The following is a 17,420-nucleotide window of genomic DNA, read 5'->3' on the forward strand; positions in this document are numbered from 1 at the left end:
AGGACTAATAACTTCTTTTTTAGTCTATTAATTATTTTCATTTCTAACCTTTAATTGTATTAATAGAAAAGTCAGGTGAGAGGAAAATGAAGGCTTTTATTAATCAATTACATCGTATAATCAAACATTCCATTCGATATAAATACCACAATCGAAGCTTTTTTCATTAGATTGTACAACAATTCTACCCCAATCATGATCCCATTGAAATCCATATGGGGGTTTGTTAATTTTGAGCTTAGGGCTTGAGGTTATTTCATTCTGAACCCATGATATCAAACGCTGCTGCTCATCCGATAAATTACTTAGACTAGCCCTTTTATCCCAATCCGTTAGAGTTTTATAAAAACTTCCATCCTTACTAGTAAGGAATATTAATGGAGAAAAAGAAAATACTGAAGGCCTCAGTTCCAAAATGAAAACTTGATCTTTCCATTTAATATTATCGATAGCGAAATAAAAAGGACCTACTGTAGTCAACGGCGAGAAGAACTTGTAAAATGCGGAATTTTTAAAAGTATCAACATCTTTTAATTCGATGGGGTAGTTGTTGATTGCTACAAATCCAGTATGAACATCAAGTTTCATTTCTAACATATCTAAACCACCTTGTCTGGAAGTGACTACGTTAAATTCCAAACTATATATACCCCACGATTAAATGACTTTGTCTAATATGAGACTGAAACATGCCCCTACTCAAAGTTCCACCTAATGACGTCTGTTTTCGTGGTATCAGGAGTGTCCAGGCTTAGTGATTCTTTCAGCCAATCAGACAAGCTTTTCACTGATTCATTTAGCATGTTAATATTAGTTCGGGCATTCCAATCATTTAATGATTTATACTACTGACTGTTTTTATCAACAAGATGAAGCATAAAAGGAAAACCATAGCACACAGGACGTATAGTAACTTGAAATTCTCTTTCAAAAAACGCTACTGAGTCAACAAGGTAGTGATTTGGTATGGTTTTCTTTATAGCTCTCTGCTTTACTAATTCGTGGTATAAATCACACTCAAAAAGCCTTCTTCAGTATCAATTTTCAAAGGCAGACCATCAATATTTAGTTCACCTGTGATCGGTTTAAAATTTAATTCAATCATGTTGCCCTGTTCTACTTTTGAATGCCGAACACGAGATTGTAACTAAATCAACTACAACATGATGGCATCCATATAAAGAAGCATTTCCGCGTACAGATTACAGGTGTTATATGCAAGGCTCACACTGCATTTCCCACTACGCAAATAAAATGCATCTGCATCAATTATTGCATTACGCCACACTATTATAACCATTTCAATCTAATCTACATGACAATAAATCCTTATTGCCAATGGTGCAATAAATCAGTCCACATTTCTTTTTCCCCAGAGATAACTTTAATGTTATCTCTATTTTCTTTTACATACTGCATGTACGTTTCATAAATAGCTCTTATAGTCACGGTTTTTTCAGAGCGAGAACCTTCAATCAAAGTCATTAGTTTTTCTAAATAAATTGATGAATCCACTCTTTCGTTGAAAAAAACTTTGAGATAATCGAGTACTTCATCATATGAATCGTAATTCATTATTCCTCCGGAAGAATATCAATTTTGTCGAAAGTAATTGTCCGTTTGTCTGCATGCATTTGTTCTACGCCTCCCTTTCCGTATTGCGGATAAGCATGCGTAAATTGTTCTAATGGTGCACCAATTTCATCTCCAAACATTCTTGGATGCCTCACTTGAGGAGTACCATTTTCATAAAGTTGCAATGTATCAAACGTTCCTCTAATCCTTGCATCACTCCAAGAGACATCCGCTGGTAACTTCGGATCAACTTTATCGGGACCTTTTATCTGAAACGCATCACGAGTCGCTTTACCCGTTTCAAATTTTTCGAATCCAAAATACGTTACGGGCGCTTTTTTTGTTTCGAGAAGACCAGGAACCCATTTATCTAAACTGCCATCGTCATTCAAATATCGAACATAACGATAAGCAGTTGAAGGCATTGTAGCGCTTGGCCCCGCTGGCCCGACATAGAAATCAGGTTTTGTTTTACCGCTACACTCACGGCTCAACCCCCACGGATCCACCCACCCCAGCGCATTCGGCGCATACTGGTAAAGGTTTATCCCCCCCGCCAGCCCTATCGGGTCCTGCTGCGTAAACCGTCCGCAGTCCGGGTCGTAATACCGGAACAGATTGTAGTGCAGCCCTGTCTCGCGGTCCAGGTATTGCCCCTGCATGCGCAGGTTCTGAGAATATCCTGATACCTGCGTTTCGCTTTCCCGCAACAGCTTGCCCCAGGCACTGTTTACCCCTTCCCAGCGCACCTGTCCTTCGCTATCCGTCATCCGTTCCGGCGTGCCGTTCGGCTGGCAGTGGAACCAGAAGATTTCCGGGGCATCAACCCCGTCGATACGCGCCAGCGGATCGTAGCTGTCCTGATCGCTGTAGACGTAGGTCAGCGGCACATCCCCGTGCACTTCCTGCAACAGCCGGAACCCTTCCCAGACAAACCGCGTGGTGACAGGCTTACCGGTTGGCTGGCCGCCCAGCATCTGGCGACGCGTTTTGCTGATGCGGCGACCGAGCGGATCATAGCGGAAGCTGACCTGCGTCTGCGGCCTGTTGCGGTCCCGCGGCTGGCTGATCACCTCCGTCAGGCGGTGCTCACCGTCGTAGCGGTAGTGCCAGCGGGTCTGGCCGTTATCTTTCTCCACGGTACGACCGTGGACGTCATAGCGCCAGCGAATGCCGTTCAGCTGCTTCAGGCGGTTGTGCGTGACCTTCTCAGCTGAGCCTTCCAGCGGGTTACCGGCTGCATCCCAGCGCCACTGCTCCTGGCCGGGCAGCGTGCCATCCTGAACCAGCAGCCGGCCTGCGCTGTCGTACTGCCAGCGGTACCAGCTGAACGGGTTATCGTCCCGCTCTTCGCGAACCAGGTTATTACGGTAGTCGTAATCCCAGCGGCGGGACCAGCGGCGCGGCGACGGGCGCTGGGCGTTGCCGGTAAAGACGTCCCGCCGATGCAGGCGACCAAGGCGGTCGTATTCGCTGCGGGTGGTCAGCAGCCCCTGCGTGCGGCTGGTCTCGCGGTGAAGCTCGTCGCGGGTAAAGTCGGAGACCGACAGCTTATCGAGAGCAATGCTGAGCAGATGCCCGCTGCCGTAGTAGAACTGTTTCAGCTCGCGGCCATCGGGCAGCGTGACGGAGGTGCGGTTGCCCAGCGCATCATATTCCCACGTCAGCTCCCCGTGCTCGCCCGACTCACGCGTCACGCGACCGAGCGCGTCATACTCAAAGGCGAGTTCCTGCTCCGCCTCGGTGCTCCAGGCATCGGCTGAAAGCGCGGGATGCAGCCCAATTCGGCTTAACAGCCCGGACGGCGTGTAGTGGTAGCGGGTCTGCCCTTCCGGCGTTGTGCGGGCCACCAGCTGACCGCTCGCGCTCCAGGCGAAGGCATGCGTGATGGCCTCCGGATGTCCGGCGGCAAAGGTACGCGCTATCGTGCGGCCACAGGCATCGTAGCGATACTGCGAGGCCACGCCATCAAGTCCCACCTCTTCCAGCAACAGCGAGTCTGCGCCCCAGATAAACCGGTACGCTTCGCCGTTTTCGTTTTCCAGAGCAATCAGACGCCCGCGGCTGTCCCAGCGGCGACGAACCTCTTCACCCTGCGTATTACGCGTGGCGGTTAAACGCCCCGCGTCATCGTATTTAAACTCGCTCTCTTTCCCGTCGGCACCCGCATGCTTCACCGGCAGGCCACGCTCGTTCCATTTGAGCGACTCTGTCCACCCTTCCGGGCGATCGAGCTGTACCGGACGCCCCGCGGCATCGTAGCGGTAGCGCGTCTCTTCGCCGTCAGCACTGATCTCAGCCACCAGCCAGCCCAGCGGATGATAGCGATACTGAGTTACCCGACCAGAGCAGTCCGTGGCGCGAACCACCTGCCCGGCCTCGTTGTACTCCTGGAAGCGGCTGTTGCCGGCGGCATCCACCTCTTCAACAACTTGCCCATACTCGTCCCGACGCAGTTGCGTAACGTGCCCGATTGGATCGACCACGCGCTTCAGCCCGTGGTGTTCGTCGTACCAGAAGCGGGTCGCGCTACCGTCTGCTTCAATGATTGACGCCGGAAGCGCACGGTGCTCCAGCCAGGTGGTGGTGCGGGCGTTACCGTCTGCGTCGATCTCCTGCACCCGATTGCCCATCTCGTCATAGACGAAGGTGACGGCATTGCCGAGCGGATCGATGCGGCGCGTCAGAAGCTCATTTTCATCCCACTCGTAGCGCCAGTTCTCGCCGCGCTCGTCAACGTAGCGAACAATCAGGCTCTGCGCGTTCCAGTAGTGCTTTCGCGTCTGTCCATCGTAGTGCTCGACGGTCGTCAGCCCGGCGGTTAAATCGTAGCTAAAGCGGCAGCCGTCGCCGGTGCTGGTGCGGTTTTCCACCACGCGCCAGTGGTCGAATTTTTGCCAGCGGTATTCGCTCTCCAGCCCGCCCGGCAGGCGGTGCCAGACCATCAGTCCGTTATCGTTATAGCGGTATTCACGGGTCACTACACCGGAGGCATCCGTCGCGCTGGCCAGCTGGCCGCGTCCGTCGTAGCCCCACTGCATCAGCGGCCAGGTGCGGCTGCCGTCAAAATGGCTCGCCGAGGTAACGCGCTGCGGGAAACGCTCGTCCTCATAGCGCAGGGTGACGTCAATCGCCCGCGGCTCGTCGTGAAGACCGACCAGCCTGCCGTGCTCGTCCCACTCCGTCAGCAGCGCGTTGCCGTATTCATCGCTGAGGGACGCCAGACGCAGGATGGATGGGTTAGCGCGGGTCGGTTTATACAGACGCCACACCGCGCCGTCATCGTCGGCAATCGCCACGTCGCCGCTGTCATTGCGACGGATAATAATGCCTTCGCTAATGCTGTAAAACGCGCGATCGACCGGCGGCAGCGTAAAGCTCAGCTCGCGCCCGGTTTCGTCGAACCAGGTGGCGTTGTTTTCTTCCAGCGTCAGATAGCTGTCAAAGGTGGTTGCCCAGCCAAGGCCAAACAGCCCTTCGCGGGTAGTCAGGCTGTTGTAGCTGCGCTGCCAGCGCAAAGGAAAGCGCCCCGGCAGCGAGAAATCGAGCTCATCATCGTCATTGAGCACCTTCACGCCGGTGGCGGCGTGAACCGGGTGCGAGGAGCCGAACACGGCGTTGACCGCCATATCCGCCAGCATCCCGCCGCCGGCAGACGCCAGCGCGCAGGGCATGTTTTTCAAAATCTTGCCAGGACGCCCGCGCAGCAGGGAGAGCGCAATCATCCCCAGCGCCAGACCCGGCGTTTTGCCGCTTTTGATGTCGCGGACCGTCAGCGTGTCGCCGCCGATAATCACGTTCGGGGAGACGTCGTCGGACACGGTGCCCTCGCAGGTGGTGCGATCTTTCGCGCGCACCGCGGGCTGCCCGTTGATGAAGACGCTTTTGGAGCCTTCAGCCAGATACTGCGGCCCGGAGTGTTTATCGCACGCCACCTTGTCTTCTTCCAGCGGCGAGGTGCCGGCAGCGGCAGAAGCCACGCTCGGCTGCCACATTTCGCTGCCGAACTGTCCGGCGGCGGAAAGCAGCATGCCCGCGTAGTCGGCAAAGCTGCCAGGCGACTGCGGCTCAGGTGATGGGGTATCGGCAGGGGTCAAGGTCCCGGCTGCGCGTGCAGCCGGGATCGAATTGGTCATAACGTTGCTGGAACCGGTAGTGATCTTACCCGCAGGCGACGGCGGGAAAAGCGCGTTACCCAGCCCTTCAGCGGCGTTGCTGATATCGTCGGTGATCCCCGCAACGTTCGCCAGGACACCACCAATAATGCCGCTCAAAAGACAGCTGGACCCTATCGCCGCCACGCCTGCGGCAGCGGCCCCGGCACCCAGCAGCGGAGCCGCGACGGTCGCTGCCGCGCCCACCGCCGCGCCGATCACCGCATAGGCGGCACCTTCCGCCACAATGCTGGTTATATCAGCAAAAATGCTGGAGTGAATAATCTCGTCGCCCTTACGGGCCGCGTTGTTATCGCTCATGCCTTACACATTCCGGTTGTCGTTTAGCGTCAGACTTTGCTTCAGTGCGCTCCAGCGCGCCTCGTCCTCTTCCGTAAAGGCTTTGAGCGACGAGAGGGTAAAAATCATCAATACTGGTTTGCCCGGCGTCTGCACGGCCAGCTGTTTTTGCCACAGGCGCTGGCCGTTACGGTCAAAGGTGGTTTCAACCTCCAGGCCGTCGATTTTGCCGTCAGGTCCCGCGTTGACGCGCTGGAATTCACTCTGGGCGAGCTCCCCCATCTGAGGACGCAGGACTTCCCACTGGCGGTGAAATTCTTGTTCGTAGTCGCTACCATCCGGGATGACGCCGCGGCTGACCACTACAGATAACCCGCTCTCGTCATCGCGAATGATGTTCATGCTGTTGTCCTGCCAGGCGGCAGGAAATAGGGTGAAGGAACCTTCCTGGAGGGTGTATTTCATAAGTGAACTCGGGATGATTAGTATTGAGAGAAATAACAGAGGCCAATCCACATTGGCCTTTTTGCCGATGATTCTGTTATTTAAGCCACTGACCTGACTGTTCGACTAAAACATGGTTGCCTTTGCTGACAACCAATTTCGCAGGCGCATACGTCACGGTGTAAACGATCCCGCCATTGCTGTACGTTGAGCCGATTATTTTACCTGCGGAGTCGCGCAACGTTTTTCCCATTAAGGAGATCGTACTGTTATCGCCTTTGCGCACGCCGAGATAAACCATCTGGTCACATTCGCTCTCAAAATGGCCGCACTTGTTTATCAGAGAAACAGCGAATTTATCGGTGTCCAGTTTTCTGGTTTCAGCGTTTTGAACCGAAGCGGCTTTACGTAACGTATACCGCAGCGGGGCATAGTAATTTCCATTTTGAGGAGAAGTAACTAATCGCCATTCCATTTCACTCCCCTTTATTTCCAGAACAGCCTGTCCGCCTACGCCGCCAAATGATGAGTTGAATTCAACGTTGGCATGATTGCCTGCGATCGTACCGCTAAGATTACGCTCATCATCCTCCGGGCAATCTATGCGGTTCCCTTTCTGGGATATATAGCAATAAGAGCCGGTGATACGGTTGCCTGATTCCGCTAACCGCAGGGTTAATGACGAGTCGTTCTCGACCCCGGCAGCCCAAATCCCGTCAAAAGGAACCTCACCGGTAACCTCCTCTTCCACCGGCACGTCGATTTTTCGGGCAATATCAGGAGTCCATCTGTCGCCCAGGGCGACAGATTTGTCTCTAATCTGTTTGGAAAAATCCTGTTCAGCCAGAATGGGTGGCATAGCCTGCGCTAATACTTCATAACTGCACAAAAAGGTCGAGATCAGGGTAAAACAAAGAGAAACAAAAAGGCGTTTATTCACGTTAATCGTCATTTGCTGGATAAATATTATGCTACTCACCACTTTAAAAAAACGGTGTGTAATGAAATCAGCATTCTTAGTCGGCGCTAATAGCAACCCCACCCAGGCAGTCAGGTTTTTTTACCGTGAAACTGAAGCTTATTTTTTGCCCATTCTTATCCTTTGGCGCTGTATAACTGGTCACTTCGTTCTCCGAACGGCCTCGCGGATAATCAGTTAACGTTAGTTGCGGATAATGTTTTTTAACGGTATCAAGAGTGATGCACTGGCCGGACGGTGCAAAATTCAGTAACGGTGCCATACCATCGCTTTCTTTACTTAAACGTAAATCTATTGCAGTAATGTTGGTTCCATCCGCGAGTTCAACATCGTCGGCATTGTAGAAATTGATATATTCATTCTGTTTCGTCAGCTTAAATGACAACGGAGCGTTATTCAGACTTGTAACGGACAACGTTTCGAGTGATGCGCTCATTTCTGTAATGAACTGCCAAAGATCCTGTTTCTGCATGTTACCTCCTGCCATTCCCGTCGTTAATAAAGCCGCTAGCACCGCACCAGTTTTTAGACTATGGATAATTTTTATCATACCAACCGCCATAATAATCTTCGTAAAATTGCCCTGTGTTCGACGTTTGTTCGCCTTTACCAAAGATACGGCCTATCTGCGTTCGCGCTTCACTTTCCTTAATAGTCCCTCGTTCGAGAGAATCATAGATGCGATTATATTGTGAATGATTTGCCGGATTGCCTGCAATACCTATATCTCCACCCTTATTGGCTAAGATTTCGCGTTGTACTCGAATATTGTTCAGCGTCGCAGCGCCCTCATCACTGAGAGCACTGTTGAGGTAAGCATCACGCGATGAAAGATCAATGTTGGGTTCATATAAAGCGTGGCCACTTTCATGTGACAGAGACTGAACGACTGCATCCGGATTACCGAGCTCATTTTTATCAACGGTAATAACGCGCTTTTGACGATCGGCGTACGTCCCTTTACCTGCTTCACCCTTTTCAAATGTCCAGCCTCGTTTCTTTAAGGTTGCAATGTCATTCTTCATGGTAGGTGATTTGTCTACAAGGCTATCTACATCTTTGCCATAACCGCTTGAAGGCACACTGGACGTTGGGGGAGTAGCCGTTTTGGATGTTTCGGCAGGCGCACTGGCAGCCGCACCCGCCTTACTCTCCTTTCCCGGCGAAAATTTCTCCTGCACCGCCGCATCAATATCCCCTTTATGCCCTGATCCCGGCGCCGTCGTGCCCGGCTTGGTACCCGACGTATTCAGGTGCAGCTTGCCGCCCGTGGTGATGTGACCATCCCCCTCAACGAAGAAGTTAAACTCTTTACCGATCAGGTTAATTTTGCCGTTAGCGTTAAGTTCTATCGCGCTTTCACCCGAGACCAGCCGCAGCTTCGTCCCTGACGCGATCACATACTGCTCCACCGCCGCATCCAGCTTGCCTTTCCCCGTCAGGATCTCGGTTCCGCCTTTCACGGCCTGGATCTGATTAGCCTCGACGCGATGCAGCTCATTTTTCTTCACGTAATGGCTGCGCGCCCCGCCGACGCTGTGCGTTTCATCATTTTTAACGCTGGTATCAAGATTGCGCTCGGCCTGGATCCACACCTGCTCCGCGCCCGCCTTGTCTTCAAAACGCAGGGCGTTGGCGTTGTCCACGGAGCCGTCCTTCGTCCGGCTCATAAAACCCATCTGCGTTGCCGCAGCCGGCAGCGCCCACGGCGGCATGCTCGCGTCGTTGTACACGCGCCCGGTAATAATCGGACGGTCCGGGTCGCCGTTGATAAAGTCCACCACCACCTCGTCGCCCACGCGCGGAATTTGCACCCCGCCGTAGCCCTGGCCTGCCCATGCGCTCGACACGCGCACCCAGCAGGAGCTGGTGTCATCGCCCTTCGCCAGACGGTCCCAGTGGAACTTGACCTTCACCCGGCCATATTTGTCCGTCCAGATGCTCTCCCCCTGCGGCCCCACCACTTTCGCCGTCTGCGGGCCGTAGGTGCGCGGCCACGCCGTGGACTGCGCCGGACGGTACGACACCGCCGCCGGAATGACGCTGAAATCGGTGCGGTGAATGGTTTCCCCCTCGCCGCTCGCGTAGCGGTTCTCCTCGAAGTGATAGCCCGCCGCCGTGACCAGATACTCCCCGTTATCGCTGAAGAACGGGGCGTTGGTCAGGGTAAAGATGTGGCCCGGCGCAATGCCCGCTGCGGTAGCCGTCGCCTGAATCTGCTGATGCTCCACCTGCCAGCGCTCCTGACGGATACGGGCGTAGAACTCCGCATGGCCCGTCTCCACAAAGCGCCCCGGCCAGTCGTACACGTCGATGCTGCCCGGCTTCGGTGACGCCGGGTTCTGCTGCGCCTGGAACAGCCACGCGTTCGGCTTGCGGAAGTCGTAGTCGTCGAGGCTGTAAATCCCCGGCGTCACGCTGTCCTCGAGCGCCCACTGGCTGATGCCCTCTTCGTCAGTGCTGCCGCCGGACGGCGTATGGTGGTACGGGATGACCTCGTAGCCGCTGAACGGCTGATGCTGCGTCGCAGCGTCAGTCAGGACCAGGGTGTGTTTGTCGGCCTCGTGGCTGAAGTAGTACGCAATCCCCTCCAGCTCCATCAGGCGGCTGATAAAGTCCAGGCTCGACTCCTGATACTGCACGCAGTAGTCCCACACCCGGTAGCTGCCGGTGAGCTTGTCTTCGAGGTTAACCTGATGCTCACCCAGCAGGGTTTTCACAATCTGCGGCACCGTCTGGCCCTGGAAGATCCGCAGGTTACGGTCGCGCTTCATCGGCCACAGGTCCGGCTCCACCGTCAGCTGGTACACCGCGTAGCGGGTGCCCGTCAGCTCAACGGCGCTCACCGCCACGCGCGTCACCTTGCCGTTGATGTAGCGGGGAGTGAGCAGGCTCTGCGTGGGGATGGTCACCGTGACCGGCTGACCGAGCAGCCTGCTGCGGTCAATGCGCGCATCCGTGCCGAGCAGGGTCAGCGTCAGCGCGAACGACTCGGACATCGCCTCGCGGCCGGAGAGTTTCCAGAAAAGCAGCCCCTCGACCGGGAGCTGAACGGTAATTCGGTTGAGCATAATCTTTATTCCGTAATGGTTTATGCTGAGAATATTTTTAACGCAAGGTTTTTTTAAACGTGAATGTTCTGGTTATTGGCCGTCTTACTCTTTAACCGGGGGCCTTTCCCCTTCATATTTATAAATCCACAGGGAATATATTTTCAGAAACTCTGACAAAAAGAACAAAAAGCCATTTAGCCAGACATTCATCACGCCCGTGAAACTTAACACCAGGGGAAAAAGGGAAACTGAGTAGCGAAATGTAACCAGACGCAGTATTTCCTGACAGAATGCCAGTCTGCTCGCGTATAAATTCCGGGCGAAGAAGCACCATGCTGAGGCAATAAAAGAGAGCAACAGCAAGAAATCAAGAATAAAAAAAAGAGTAACCAGAGCGCTATACCCGCCAGCAGAAAGCGTGTTCACAACCGTACTGAAGGCGTGTATATCGGAAATAAAAGGGATCCTGTCATGACGCACGGACTGGGCACAATAGAGGACAATGGCCAGGGCATCCATGCATCCCCAGAAAATGAAAACCTTATCTCTGACTTTCATGGCCGTTAAGCAATTACTTAACGGGCTGAGGTGGCCATTCGCCCCCCTTCTGGATAAGCTTCTCTTTTATTTCGTTTAATTTCTCGTACTGCTCACTGCCTCGCTCAAGCCCTTGCAGCGCGTCCGCGAGTGCATTACTCATCGACCAGCCATTTTTGGCCTTAATTGACGGATCCGCTCCACGATCGAGCAGCAACAAGACATGATCGTATGACTGATTATCCAGCGCATCGAACACCAGCGTTTTACCCAGTGAGTTGGTTGAGTTGACGTCAGCACCGCGATCGAGCATGGCTTCCAGCGTCTCTGAGTTTTTCGCTTTAAGCGACTGGAAGACGATCGGTTCGTGAAAAACCTTATCTTTCACGTTGGGTGAGAGGCCACCGTCCAGCATTGCGTTGATCCAGTCCGCACTGTCTCCCTTCAGGGCAAATTCAGCAGGACTGCTTTTTCCCTGCGGTCGAGGCTGGAGCGGATCTGCGCCGGCCTGAACAAGTAACGTAATGACCTCTAAATGGTTCGACGTTTTTTTATCATTAATTGCATTGCCAAGGGCCCAGAAAAGCAGGGTCATATCCTGCTTTCCCGGTTGATTAAGGTCGCTGTCTGGCGCAAGCGTCTTCACCGCATCGACGTCGCCTTCCTCAATCGCTTTCGCCAGTTCAAGCTGCTGGCCGCTGAAGTAGTCCTGTGGATTAAGTTCCATATCCTGCTTGCACCCCTGAATCATGAATAAAAAACATAACGCGATAAAAGCCATCAAACGTTTTTTCACAATCGACTCCCGATTATCGAAATATCCTCATCCTTCTGTTGCTCTATGCAATCTATCGCCTGGTTAATGCCATGGCGGTCCAGCGCGCTTCCGGTTCCACCAGGGAGATCGTGAGGAATTCCGGCAGCGTTGGGGCTCAGCGCAGAGATTTCCTCTTTGAGGATCCACGAAGGGACATGCCCTTTCATTGTTTTAAGATCTTCCCAGGGGTTAACTTCCTGGATCCTGGTGAGCAGTTCACCTTCTACCCGATACGCCTGGATATTATCCGTACTGCCTAATAGCTTGCCGCCGTATTTTTCTACGGTTCCGGCATTCAGACCTGCGGCATTGAACGTCCATCCCGCTTTCCCGCTGCCCATGGAGGTTGCAGAGGCGAGGCCACCGCCAAGGGAATGTCCGGCAATATCAATATTCTGGCCTGACCTTGCCAGCTCCTTACCAATACTCACGGCCTTTTTATAATAATCTGAAGCCATACCCATGCCCTGCGAGAAGTTATTCGACCAGTCAGCCCCGTTTACCACCGGCGCCAGCTCCCCTTTGGTCAGTAAAGAGGAGACATTCTCAGACAGCGAGGCGAAACCAGGCTCGCGCGATCCCCTGAATACCAGCGTGGGGTTCATGTCAGTGCCGAACACTTCCGGCTTCGGTTGATAGACGCGCGCCAGAAAATTGGGGGATGTGTCATCGTCAAAGAGCATCGATTTGTTCAGCCCGAACTTTCCTAACAGCGCATCATCATTACTGATATCCGTCCACCCCTCCGGCACGCCGGGCGTGGCTTCCAGCGGGTTGACGGTCTTGTAAATATTCTCCGCCAGCTTCGCTTTTTCCACCGCGATATTATTCGCCGCCAGCCGCTTAGCCGCGATCTGCGCATCCGGATACAGGCTGCTGCTCCCCTTCGCGATCAGATCTTTACGCGCCTGCCAGCGTTCTGCTTTGGTCATCTGCTGAAGCTGTGCGGCATAGGTTTTGCCGTCTTTGCCCGGGGTCGGCTCGTCCGGAACCTGCGCCGCTTTCGATTTCACCACCTGCTTCGGCAGTACCGTTGGCGCAGGGCGAGAACCATACGTTCTCACCATGGTTTCATAACGGTCGACAATCGTACTCACCGGATACCAACCCAGCCCAACCAGGGACGCAGCCTGAAGTTGCCCTTTGGCGTTGATATAAAAAATTTCCGTTACTGATGACCAGTCACGAAAACTTTCATCAATGGCGACCACCCTGCCCATCTCCAGATCCTGCGCGATCAGCGTGCGGGTATCACGCCCGGACTGATAAGGATTCGCGCCGGTGATCGTGCGCAGCAAATCGTAGCGCGTGAAGAGCGAGCGCAGCGAGTGGTCGGGAACCGACATAATCCACTGCCCGGCAACGGACGGGCGGATAATTTTCGCAAACAGCGCCGGCGAGACGTTCTCGTGGAAAAGATAGACAAACTTGATGTTATACATTCGCTCCGTCCTGTTACCCGCAGGCTTACGGATTCACCAGCCAGGTACCTGGCTTCGCAATATCCAGCGTCTGGGTACGCGTTCTTCCATTGCCTTCCAGTTCAATACGGGTTTCACCCGCCGGCAGTTTCAGCGATGCGTAGCCGTTATTGCCCGGACGCAGCGCTTTCGGCTCGCCGTTAACCTTCAGCGTCTCGCCATCCAGCATGCGGATATAGACCAGTGCGACCGGGCTGGCGTCGACAGGCGGCGCACTCTGCTGTGCCGTAGGCGGTGGCGCAACCGGTTCGCTCACGTCTGCGGTTGCCGGTTTGGTTTCCGGTGCGGCGGTGGTGTTAGCCGGAGGACTCACGGCAGGCGTTTGCGCCGTCTGCGCTGGCGTATCCTGACTGCCGCCGCCGAACAGCATCGCGCCGGCTACAACCCCAACCAGCACGCCCGCAGCAACCAGACCCGGCAGCTTGTAACGTCGCCAGTCCAGCGCGGAAGCAGACGCTTCCTCTTCCACCGGCACCAGCATCGTGCCGGTCTTTTTCGCGGTCAGCACTTCGTCGATACCGGCGACGGGCATCTCGATCAGCGCCGCGAACTCCTCGATGGATTGCGGACGGTCTTCCATATGCAGCGCCAGCGCCTTGTCGATGGCCTGTAGCAGCGGGATGGAATACCCCTGCGGCATCAGCTCCACCAGCGGTTTGCAGGTGTCCTGAATCGAACGCACCACGCTGACCGGCGGCGGTGAGCCCACGATGAGGGTACGCAGCACGGCGCCGAGCGCGTAAATATCCGTCCACGGCCCCTGCTCGCTTTCATTGTCGTCGGTGTATTGCTCGATAGGCGCAAACCCTGGACGCAGCATGGTTTCCGTCTCGTCCGAAAGGTTGCCGATGGTGCGGCGCGCCGAACCGAAATCGAGCAGCACCGGCAGGCCGTTATCCTGAATCTGAATGTTATCCAGCGAGATATCGCGGTGCAGGTAGCCTTCGTCGTGGATCGTTTTGATGGCGCCAAACAGCATCGGCAGCATGCGGCGGATCCACGCCTCGTTAATCAGCTCCGGTTTTTCTTCGCGCAGACGCGACAGCGTGGTGCCGCTGTAAAACAGCGTCCCCATGTAGGCCGTGTCGTTTTGCACCCAGAAACGCAGCACGTGCAGCAGGTTCGGGTGGTTAAAGCGCGCCAGCAGGCGGGCTTCCTGGATGAAGCTGTTGAGGCCCGCAGAAAACGCTTTGCCAAAGCGCTCACTGCGCAGCACCAGCGTCATATCCTCGCCGCGTACGGCGAGGGAGGAAGGCATAAACTCTTTGATAGCGATAGTGCGTTCGAGCTGGTGATCCCAGGCGCGATAGACGATGCCGAATCCGCCGCCGCCAATCACCTCTTTTATTTCAAACTCATTGAAACGGTACCCGACCGGGAGCGCGTTTGGGACAGTCCGATTGTTATCATTATCCGTCATCTTTTACAGTTCTCTTGATGATTATTACGCGGCAAACTGACAGTGGAACTCGCCCTGCTCGCAGGTGACGTGCAGACGTCGGTACTGCTCGTCGCTGCGGCTGGCGGTAAGTAAAATCTGGCTCATCTGAGGCAGTAACGTATTGGTCAGAATCGCATCCACCATACGTCCGCCCGACTCGACCTCGGTACAGCGCTGAACAATCTGTTCGACCACGCTGTCGTCAAATTCAGAAATAATGTTGTGATTCTCTTCCAGACGTCGCTGAATGCGCTTGAGCTGGAGACGGACAATCTGCCCCAGCATCTCGTCGCTCAGCGGGTAATACGGCACCACCAGCAGACGCCCCAGCAGCGCCGGCGGGAAGACCTCCAGCAGCGGCTGGCGCAGGGCGCCGCTCAGCGCATCGGGCTCCGGCATTAGCTCCGGGTCGGCGCACATGGCGCTGATCAGGTCGGTACCCACGTTAGATGTCAGAATAATAATGGTGTTACGGAAATCGATGTGACGCCCTTCGCCGTCCTCCATCCAGCCCTTGTCGAAGACCTGGAAGAAGATCTCGTGCACGTCAGGGTGCGCTTTTTCAATTTCGTCCAGCAGCACCACGCTGTAGGGACGGCGGCGCACGGCCTCGGTTAAGACGCCGCCTTCACCATAGCCCACATAGCCCGGAGGCGCACCTTTTAACGTCGATACGGTGTGCGCTTCCTGGAATTCGCTCATGTTGATGGTGATGACGTTCTGCTCGCCGCCATAAAGCGACTCCGCCAGCGCCAGCGCGGTTTCGGTTTTACCCACGCCGGACGGCCCGCAGAGCATAAATACGCCGATCGGTTTGTTCGGATCGTCAAGCTTCGCGCGCGCGGTTTTCACCCGACGGGCGATCAGATCCAGACCGTGGCGCTGACCAATGACCCGCTGGTTCAGCGTGTCGGCCAGGTTAAGCACCGCGTCGATCTCATTTTTCACCATCCGGCCCAGCGGGATCCCGGTCCAGTCCGAAACCACCGCCGCCACCACGTTTTCATCCACCGCGGCAAACAGCAGCGGTTCGTCGCCCTGTAAGGTCGTCAGCGCCTGCTGCTGCTCCGCCAGCTGGCCGCGCAGTTCAGCCGTATCCTCATCACCCGCCGCAAACAGCGCGGCACGCAGGCGGATAATCTCCTGCACCAGGCTGCGCTCTTCTTCCCAGCGCCGGGACAGCGCTTCGCGTTTTATTTCATACGCATCGCGTTCGGCGCGTAACGTCGTTACGCGCTCTGCGTCACCGGCTGCGACGCGGGCTTCGCGTTCAGCAATTTCAATTTCCACGTCCAGCGCGGCAAGATGGCGCAGGCAGTCTTCCAGCTGGGCAGGCGGCGCGCTCTGGCTGACGGCCACGCGCGCACAGGCGGTATCCAGCAGCGCCACCGCTTTATCCGGCAGCTGACGCGCAGGAATATAGCGATGCGACAGCTTCACCGCCGCGCTGACCGCTTCGTCGAGAAGTAAAACCTGATGATGGGTTTCCAGCGGCGACACGGTGCTGCGGAGCATCAGTACGGCTTTCGCTTCATCCGGCTCGTGAACCTGTACGGTCTGGAAGCGGCGGGTCAGCGCCGGATCTTTCTCAATGTATTTTTTGTATTCCGCCCAGGTGGTCGCGCCGATGGTGCGCAGCTGGCCGCGCGCCAGGGCTGGCTTGAGAAGATTAGCGGCATCGCCGGTGCCCTGCTGTCCGCCTGCGCCAATCAGGGTGTGGATCTCATCGATAAACAGAATAATCGGCGTGGCGCTGGAATGCACCTCGTTAATCAGCGCCTGGAGGCGCGCTTCAAATTCCCCCTTCATGCCCGCCCCGGCCTGAAGCATGCCGATATCCAGCAGCCACAGCTGAACGTTTTGCAGCGGCTCCGGCACGTCGCCGTCGGCGATACGCAGCGCCAGCCCTTCCACGACCGCGGTTTTCCCGACGCCGGCTTCCCCGGTCAGCAAGGGGTTGTTCTGGCGACGACGCATCAGGATATCGACCATCTGGCGGATCTCTTCATCGCGCCCCACCACCGGGTCAATCTTGCCTTCCCGGGCGCGCGCCGTCAGATCCTGACCATACTGCGCCAGCGTGCCCTGCGCGGCCGGTACGGCACCGGCAGGCGCGTCCGCCGCGGCGGCAGCCTGCTGGCTCTCTTTGCTGTCGGCGCAAATGGCGTCGAACTGCTCGATCAACACCTCGACGTTAAGTCGGGTGAACTGCCCCGAAATGCCTTTCAGCACGTTAGCCAGATTCCACGTTTTCAGGATGCCGATCAGCAAATGGCCGCCGCGGATGCGGCTGACGCCAAACTTCAGCGAGCCGTAGACCCAGGCGCGCTCGACGGCGCTGTCGATATGCTCGGATAGGTCAGAGACGGAACTGGCGCCGCGCGGCAGGGCATCCAGCGCCGCCACGATATCGCGCGTCAGCTGCTGTTCATCAAGGGCGAAGTGACGGATGACCCGTTGCAGATCGCCATCCTGCTGCTGCATCAGCTGATGCAGCCAGTGCACCAACTCAACGTACGGGTTGCCGCGCAGTTTGCAGAAGGCAGTCGCGCTCTCCAGAGAGGTAAATAACAGCGTATCCAGTTTGCCGAAAAGCACGGCACGGCTAATTTCTGACATGTTAGTTTCCATTAACAATG

Annotated in this window: 12 protein-coding genes; all 12 read right to left on the minus strand. The window is 55.3% G+C overall.

The features are described from left to right. Positions 1–120: 120 nt before the first annotated feature. The 12 genes from N5C09_RS02085 to tssH all read right to left on the minus strand — a co-directional run bounded on the left by N5C09_RS02085 (position 121) and on the right by tssH (position 17,400). Positions 121–597, minus strand: coding sequence for a hypothetical protein (locus N5C09_RS02085; RefSeq protein ID WP_279748352.1), 477 nt, complete (start codon positions 595–597; stop codon positions 121–123). A 732-nt stretch (positions 598–1,329) separates the two neighbouring features. Continuing rightward, positions 1,330–1,575, minus strand: a complete 246-nt coding sequence (locus tag N5C09_RS02090; protein ID WP_279748353.1) for a hypothetical protein — start codon at positions 1,573–1,575, stop codon at positions 1,330–1,332. Beyond that, positions 1,575–6,050 (minus strand): RHS repeat-associated core domain-containing protein, encoded by a 4,476-nt coding sequence (locus N5C09_RS02095; protein ID WP_279748354.1) that lies wholly within the window; start codon positions 6,048–6,050, stop codon positions 1,575–1,577. Before N5C09_RS02095 ends, N5C09_RS02090 begins: the two co-directional genes overlap by 1 nt. Before the next feature lie 3 nt (positions 6,051–6,053). Continuing rightward, entirely contained in the window at positions 6,054–6,494 is a 441-nt protein-coding gene (locus N5C09_RS02100; protein WP_279748355.1) for a DcrB-related protein, read from the minus strand. A 76-nt stretch (positions 6,495–6,570) separates the two neighbouring features. Further along, complete coding sequence (locus N5C09_RS02105) at positions 6,571–7,425, minus strand: hypothetical protein (RefSeq protein ID WP_279748356.1); 855 nt, start codon at positions 7,423–7,425, stop codon at positions 6,571–6,573. A 64-nt stretch (positions 7,426–7,489) separates the two neighbouring features. Beyond that, positions 7,490–8,002: a hypothetical protein gene (locus N5C09_RS02110; protein WP_242672223.1), complete on the minus strand. Its 513-nt coding sequence runs from the start codon at positions 8,000–8,002 to the stop codon at positions 7,490–7,492. Beyond that, the gene (gene tssI / locus N5C09_RS02115) at positions 7,983–10,523 is read right to left on the minus strand and encodes a type VI secretion system tip protein TssI/VgrG (protein WP_279748357.1); all 2,541 of its coding nucleotides are present in this window, start codon (positions 10,521–10,523) and stop codon (positions 7,983–7,985) included. Before tssI ends, N5C09_RS02110 begins: the two co-directional genes overlap by 20 nt. An 84-nt stretch (positions 10,524–10,607) precedes the next feature. Continuing rightward, positions 10,608–11,024 carry a hypothetical protein gene (locus tag N5C09_RS02120; protein WP_230373053.1) on the minus strand — a complete coding sequence of 139 codons (417 nt, stop codon included), beginning with the start codon at positions 11,022–11,024 and terminating at the stop codon, positions 10,608–10,610. A 52-nt stretch (positions 11,025–11,076) separates the two neighbouring features. Further along, the gene (locus N5C09_RS02125) at positions 11,077–11,838 is read right to left on the minus strand and encodes an ankyrin repeat domain-containing protein (protein WP_279748358.1); all 762 of its coding nucleotides are present in this window, start codon (positions 11,836–11,838) and stop codon (positions 11,077–11,079) included. After that, complete coding sequence (locus N5C09_RS02130; protein WP_112793039.1) at positions 11,835–13,301, minus strand: phospholipase; 1,467 nt, start codon at positions 13,299–13,301, stop codon at positions 11,835–11,837. Before N5C09_RS02130 ends, N5C09_RS02125 begins: the two co-directional genes overlap by 4 nt. A gap of 25 nt (positions 13,302–13,326) precedes the next feature. Further along, a complete protein-coding gene (locus N5C09_RS02135; RefSeq protein WP_279748359.1) occupies positions 13,327–14,760 on the minus strand; it encodes a protein kinase in 1,434 nt (477 codons plus the stop codon). Between the two features lie 24 nt (positions 14,761–14,784). Beyond that, positions 14,785–17,400 (minus strand): type VI secretion system ATPase TssH, encoded by a 2,616-nt coding sequence (gene tssH / locus N5C09_RS02140; RefSeq protein WP_279748360.1) that lies wholly within the window; start codon positions 17,398–17,400, stop codon positions 14,785–14,787. Positions 17,401–17,420: the final 20 nt, after the last annotated feature.

The organism is Enterobacter sp. GD03975 (genome assembly GCF_029838645.1).
In the GTDB taxonomy this organism is placed as follows: Bacteria; Pseudomonadota; Gammaproteobacteria; order Enterobacterales; family Enterobacteriaceae; genus Enterobacter; species Enterobacter quasihormaechei.

Excerpts from the sequence above, each read along its gene's own strand:
- N5C09_RS02130 (WP_112793039.1), bottom strand. The coding sequence starts at position 13,301 with ATGTATAACATCAAGTTTGTCTATCTTTTCCACGAGAACGTCTCGCCG.
- N5C09_RS02110 (WP_242672223.1), bottom strand. The coding sequence starts at position 8,002 with ATGATAAAAATTATCCATAGTCTAAAAACTGGTGCGGTGCTAGCGGCT.
- tssI (WP_279748357.1), bottom strand. The coding sequence starts at position 10,523 with ATGCTCAACCGAATTACCGTTCAGCTCCCGGTCGAGGGGCTGCTTTTC.
- N5C09_RS02105 (WP_279748356.1), bottom strand. The coding sequence starts at position 7,425 with ATGACGATTAACGTGAATAAACGCCTTTTTGTTTCTCTTTGTTTTACC.
- N5C09_RS02090 (WP_279748353.1), bottom strand. The coding sequence starts at position 1,575 with ATGAATTACGATTCATATGATGAAGTACTCGATTATCTCAAAGTTTTT.
- N5C09_RS02085 (WP_279748352.1), bottom strand. The coding sequence starts at position 597 with ATGTTAGAAATGAAACTTGATGTTCATACTGGATTTGTAGCAATCAAC.
- tssH (WP_279748360.1), bottom strand. The coding sequence starts at position 17,400 with ATGTCAGAAATTAGCCGTGCCGTGCTTTTCGGCAAACTGGATACGCTG.
- N5C09_RS02100 (WP_279748355.1), bottom strand. The coding sequence starts at position 6,494 with ATGAAATACACCCTCCAGGAAGGTTCCTTCACCCTATTTCCTGCCGCC.
- N5C09_RS02135 (WP_279748359.1), bottom strand. The coding sequence starts at position 14,760 with ATGACGGATAATGATAACAATCGGACTGTCCCAAACGCGCTCCCGGTC.
- N5C09_RS02095 (WP_279748354.1), bottom strand. The coding sequence starts at position 6,050 with ATGAGCGATAACAACGCGGCCCGTAAGGGCGACGAGATTATTCACTCC.
- N5C09_RS02120 (WP_230373053.1), bottom strand. The coding sequence starts at position 11,024 with ATGGATGCCCTGGCCATTGTCCTCTATTGTGCCCAGTCCGTGCGTCAT.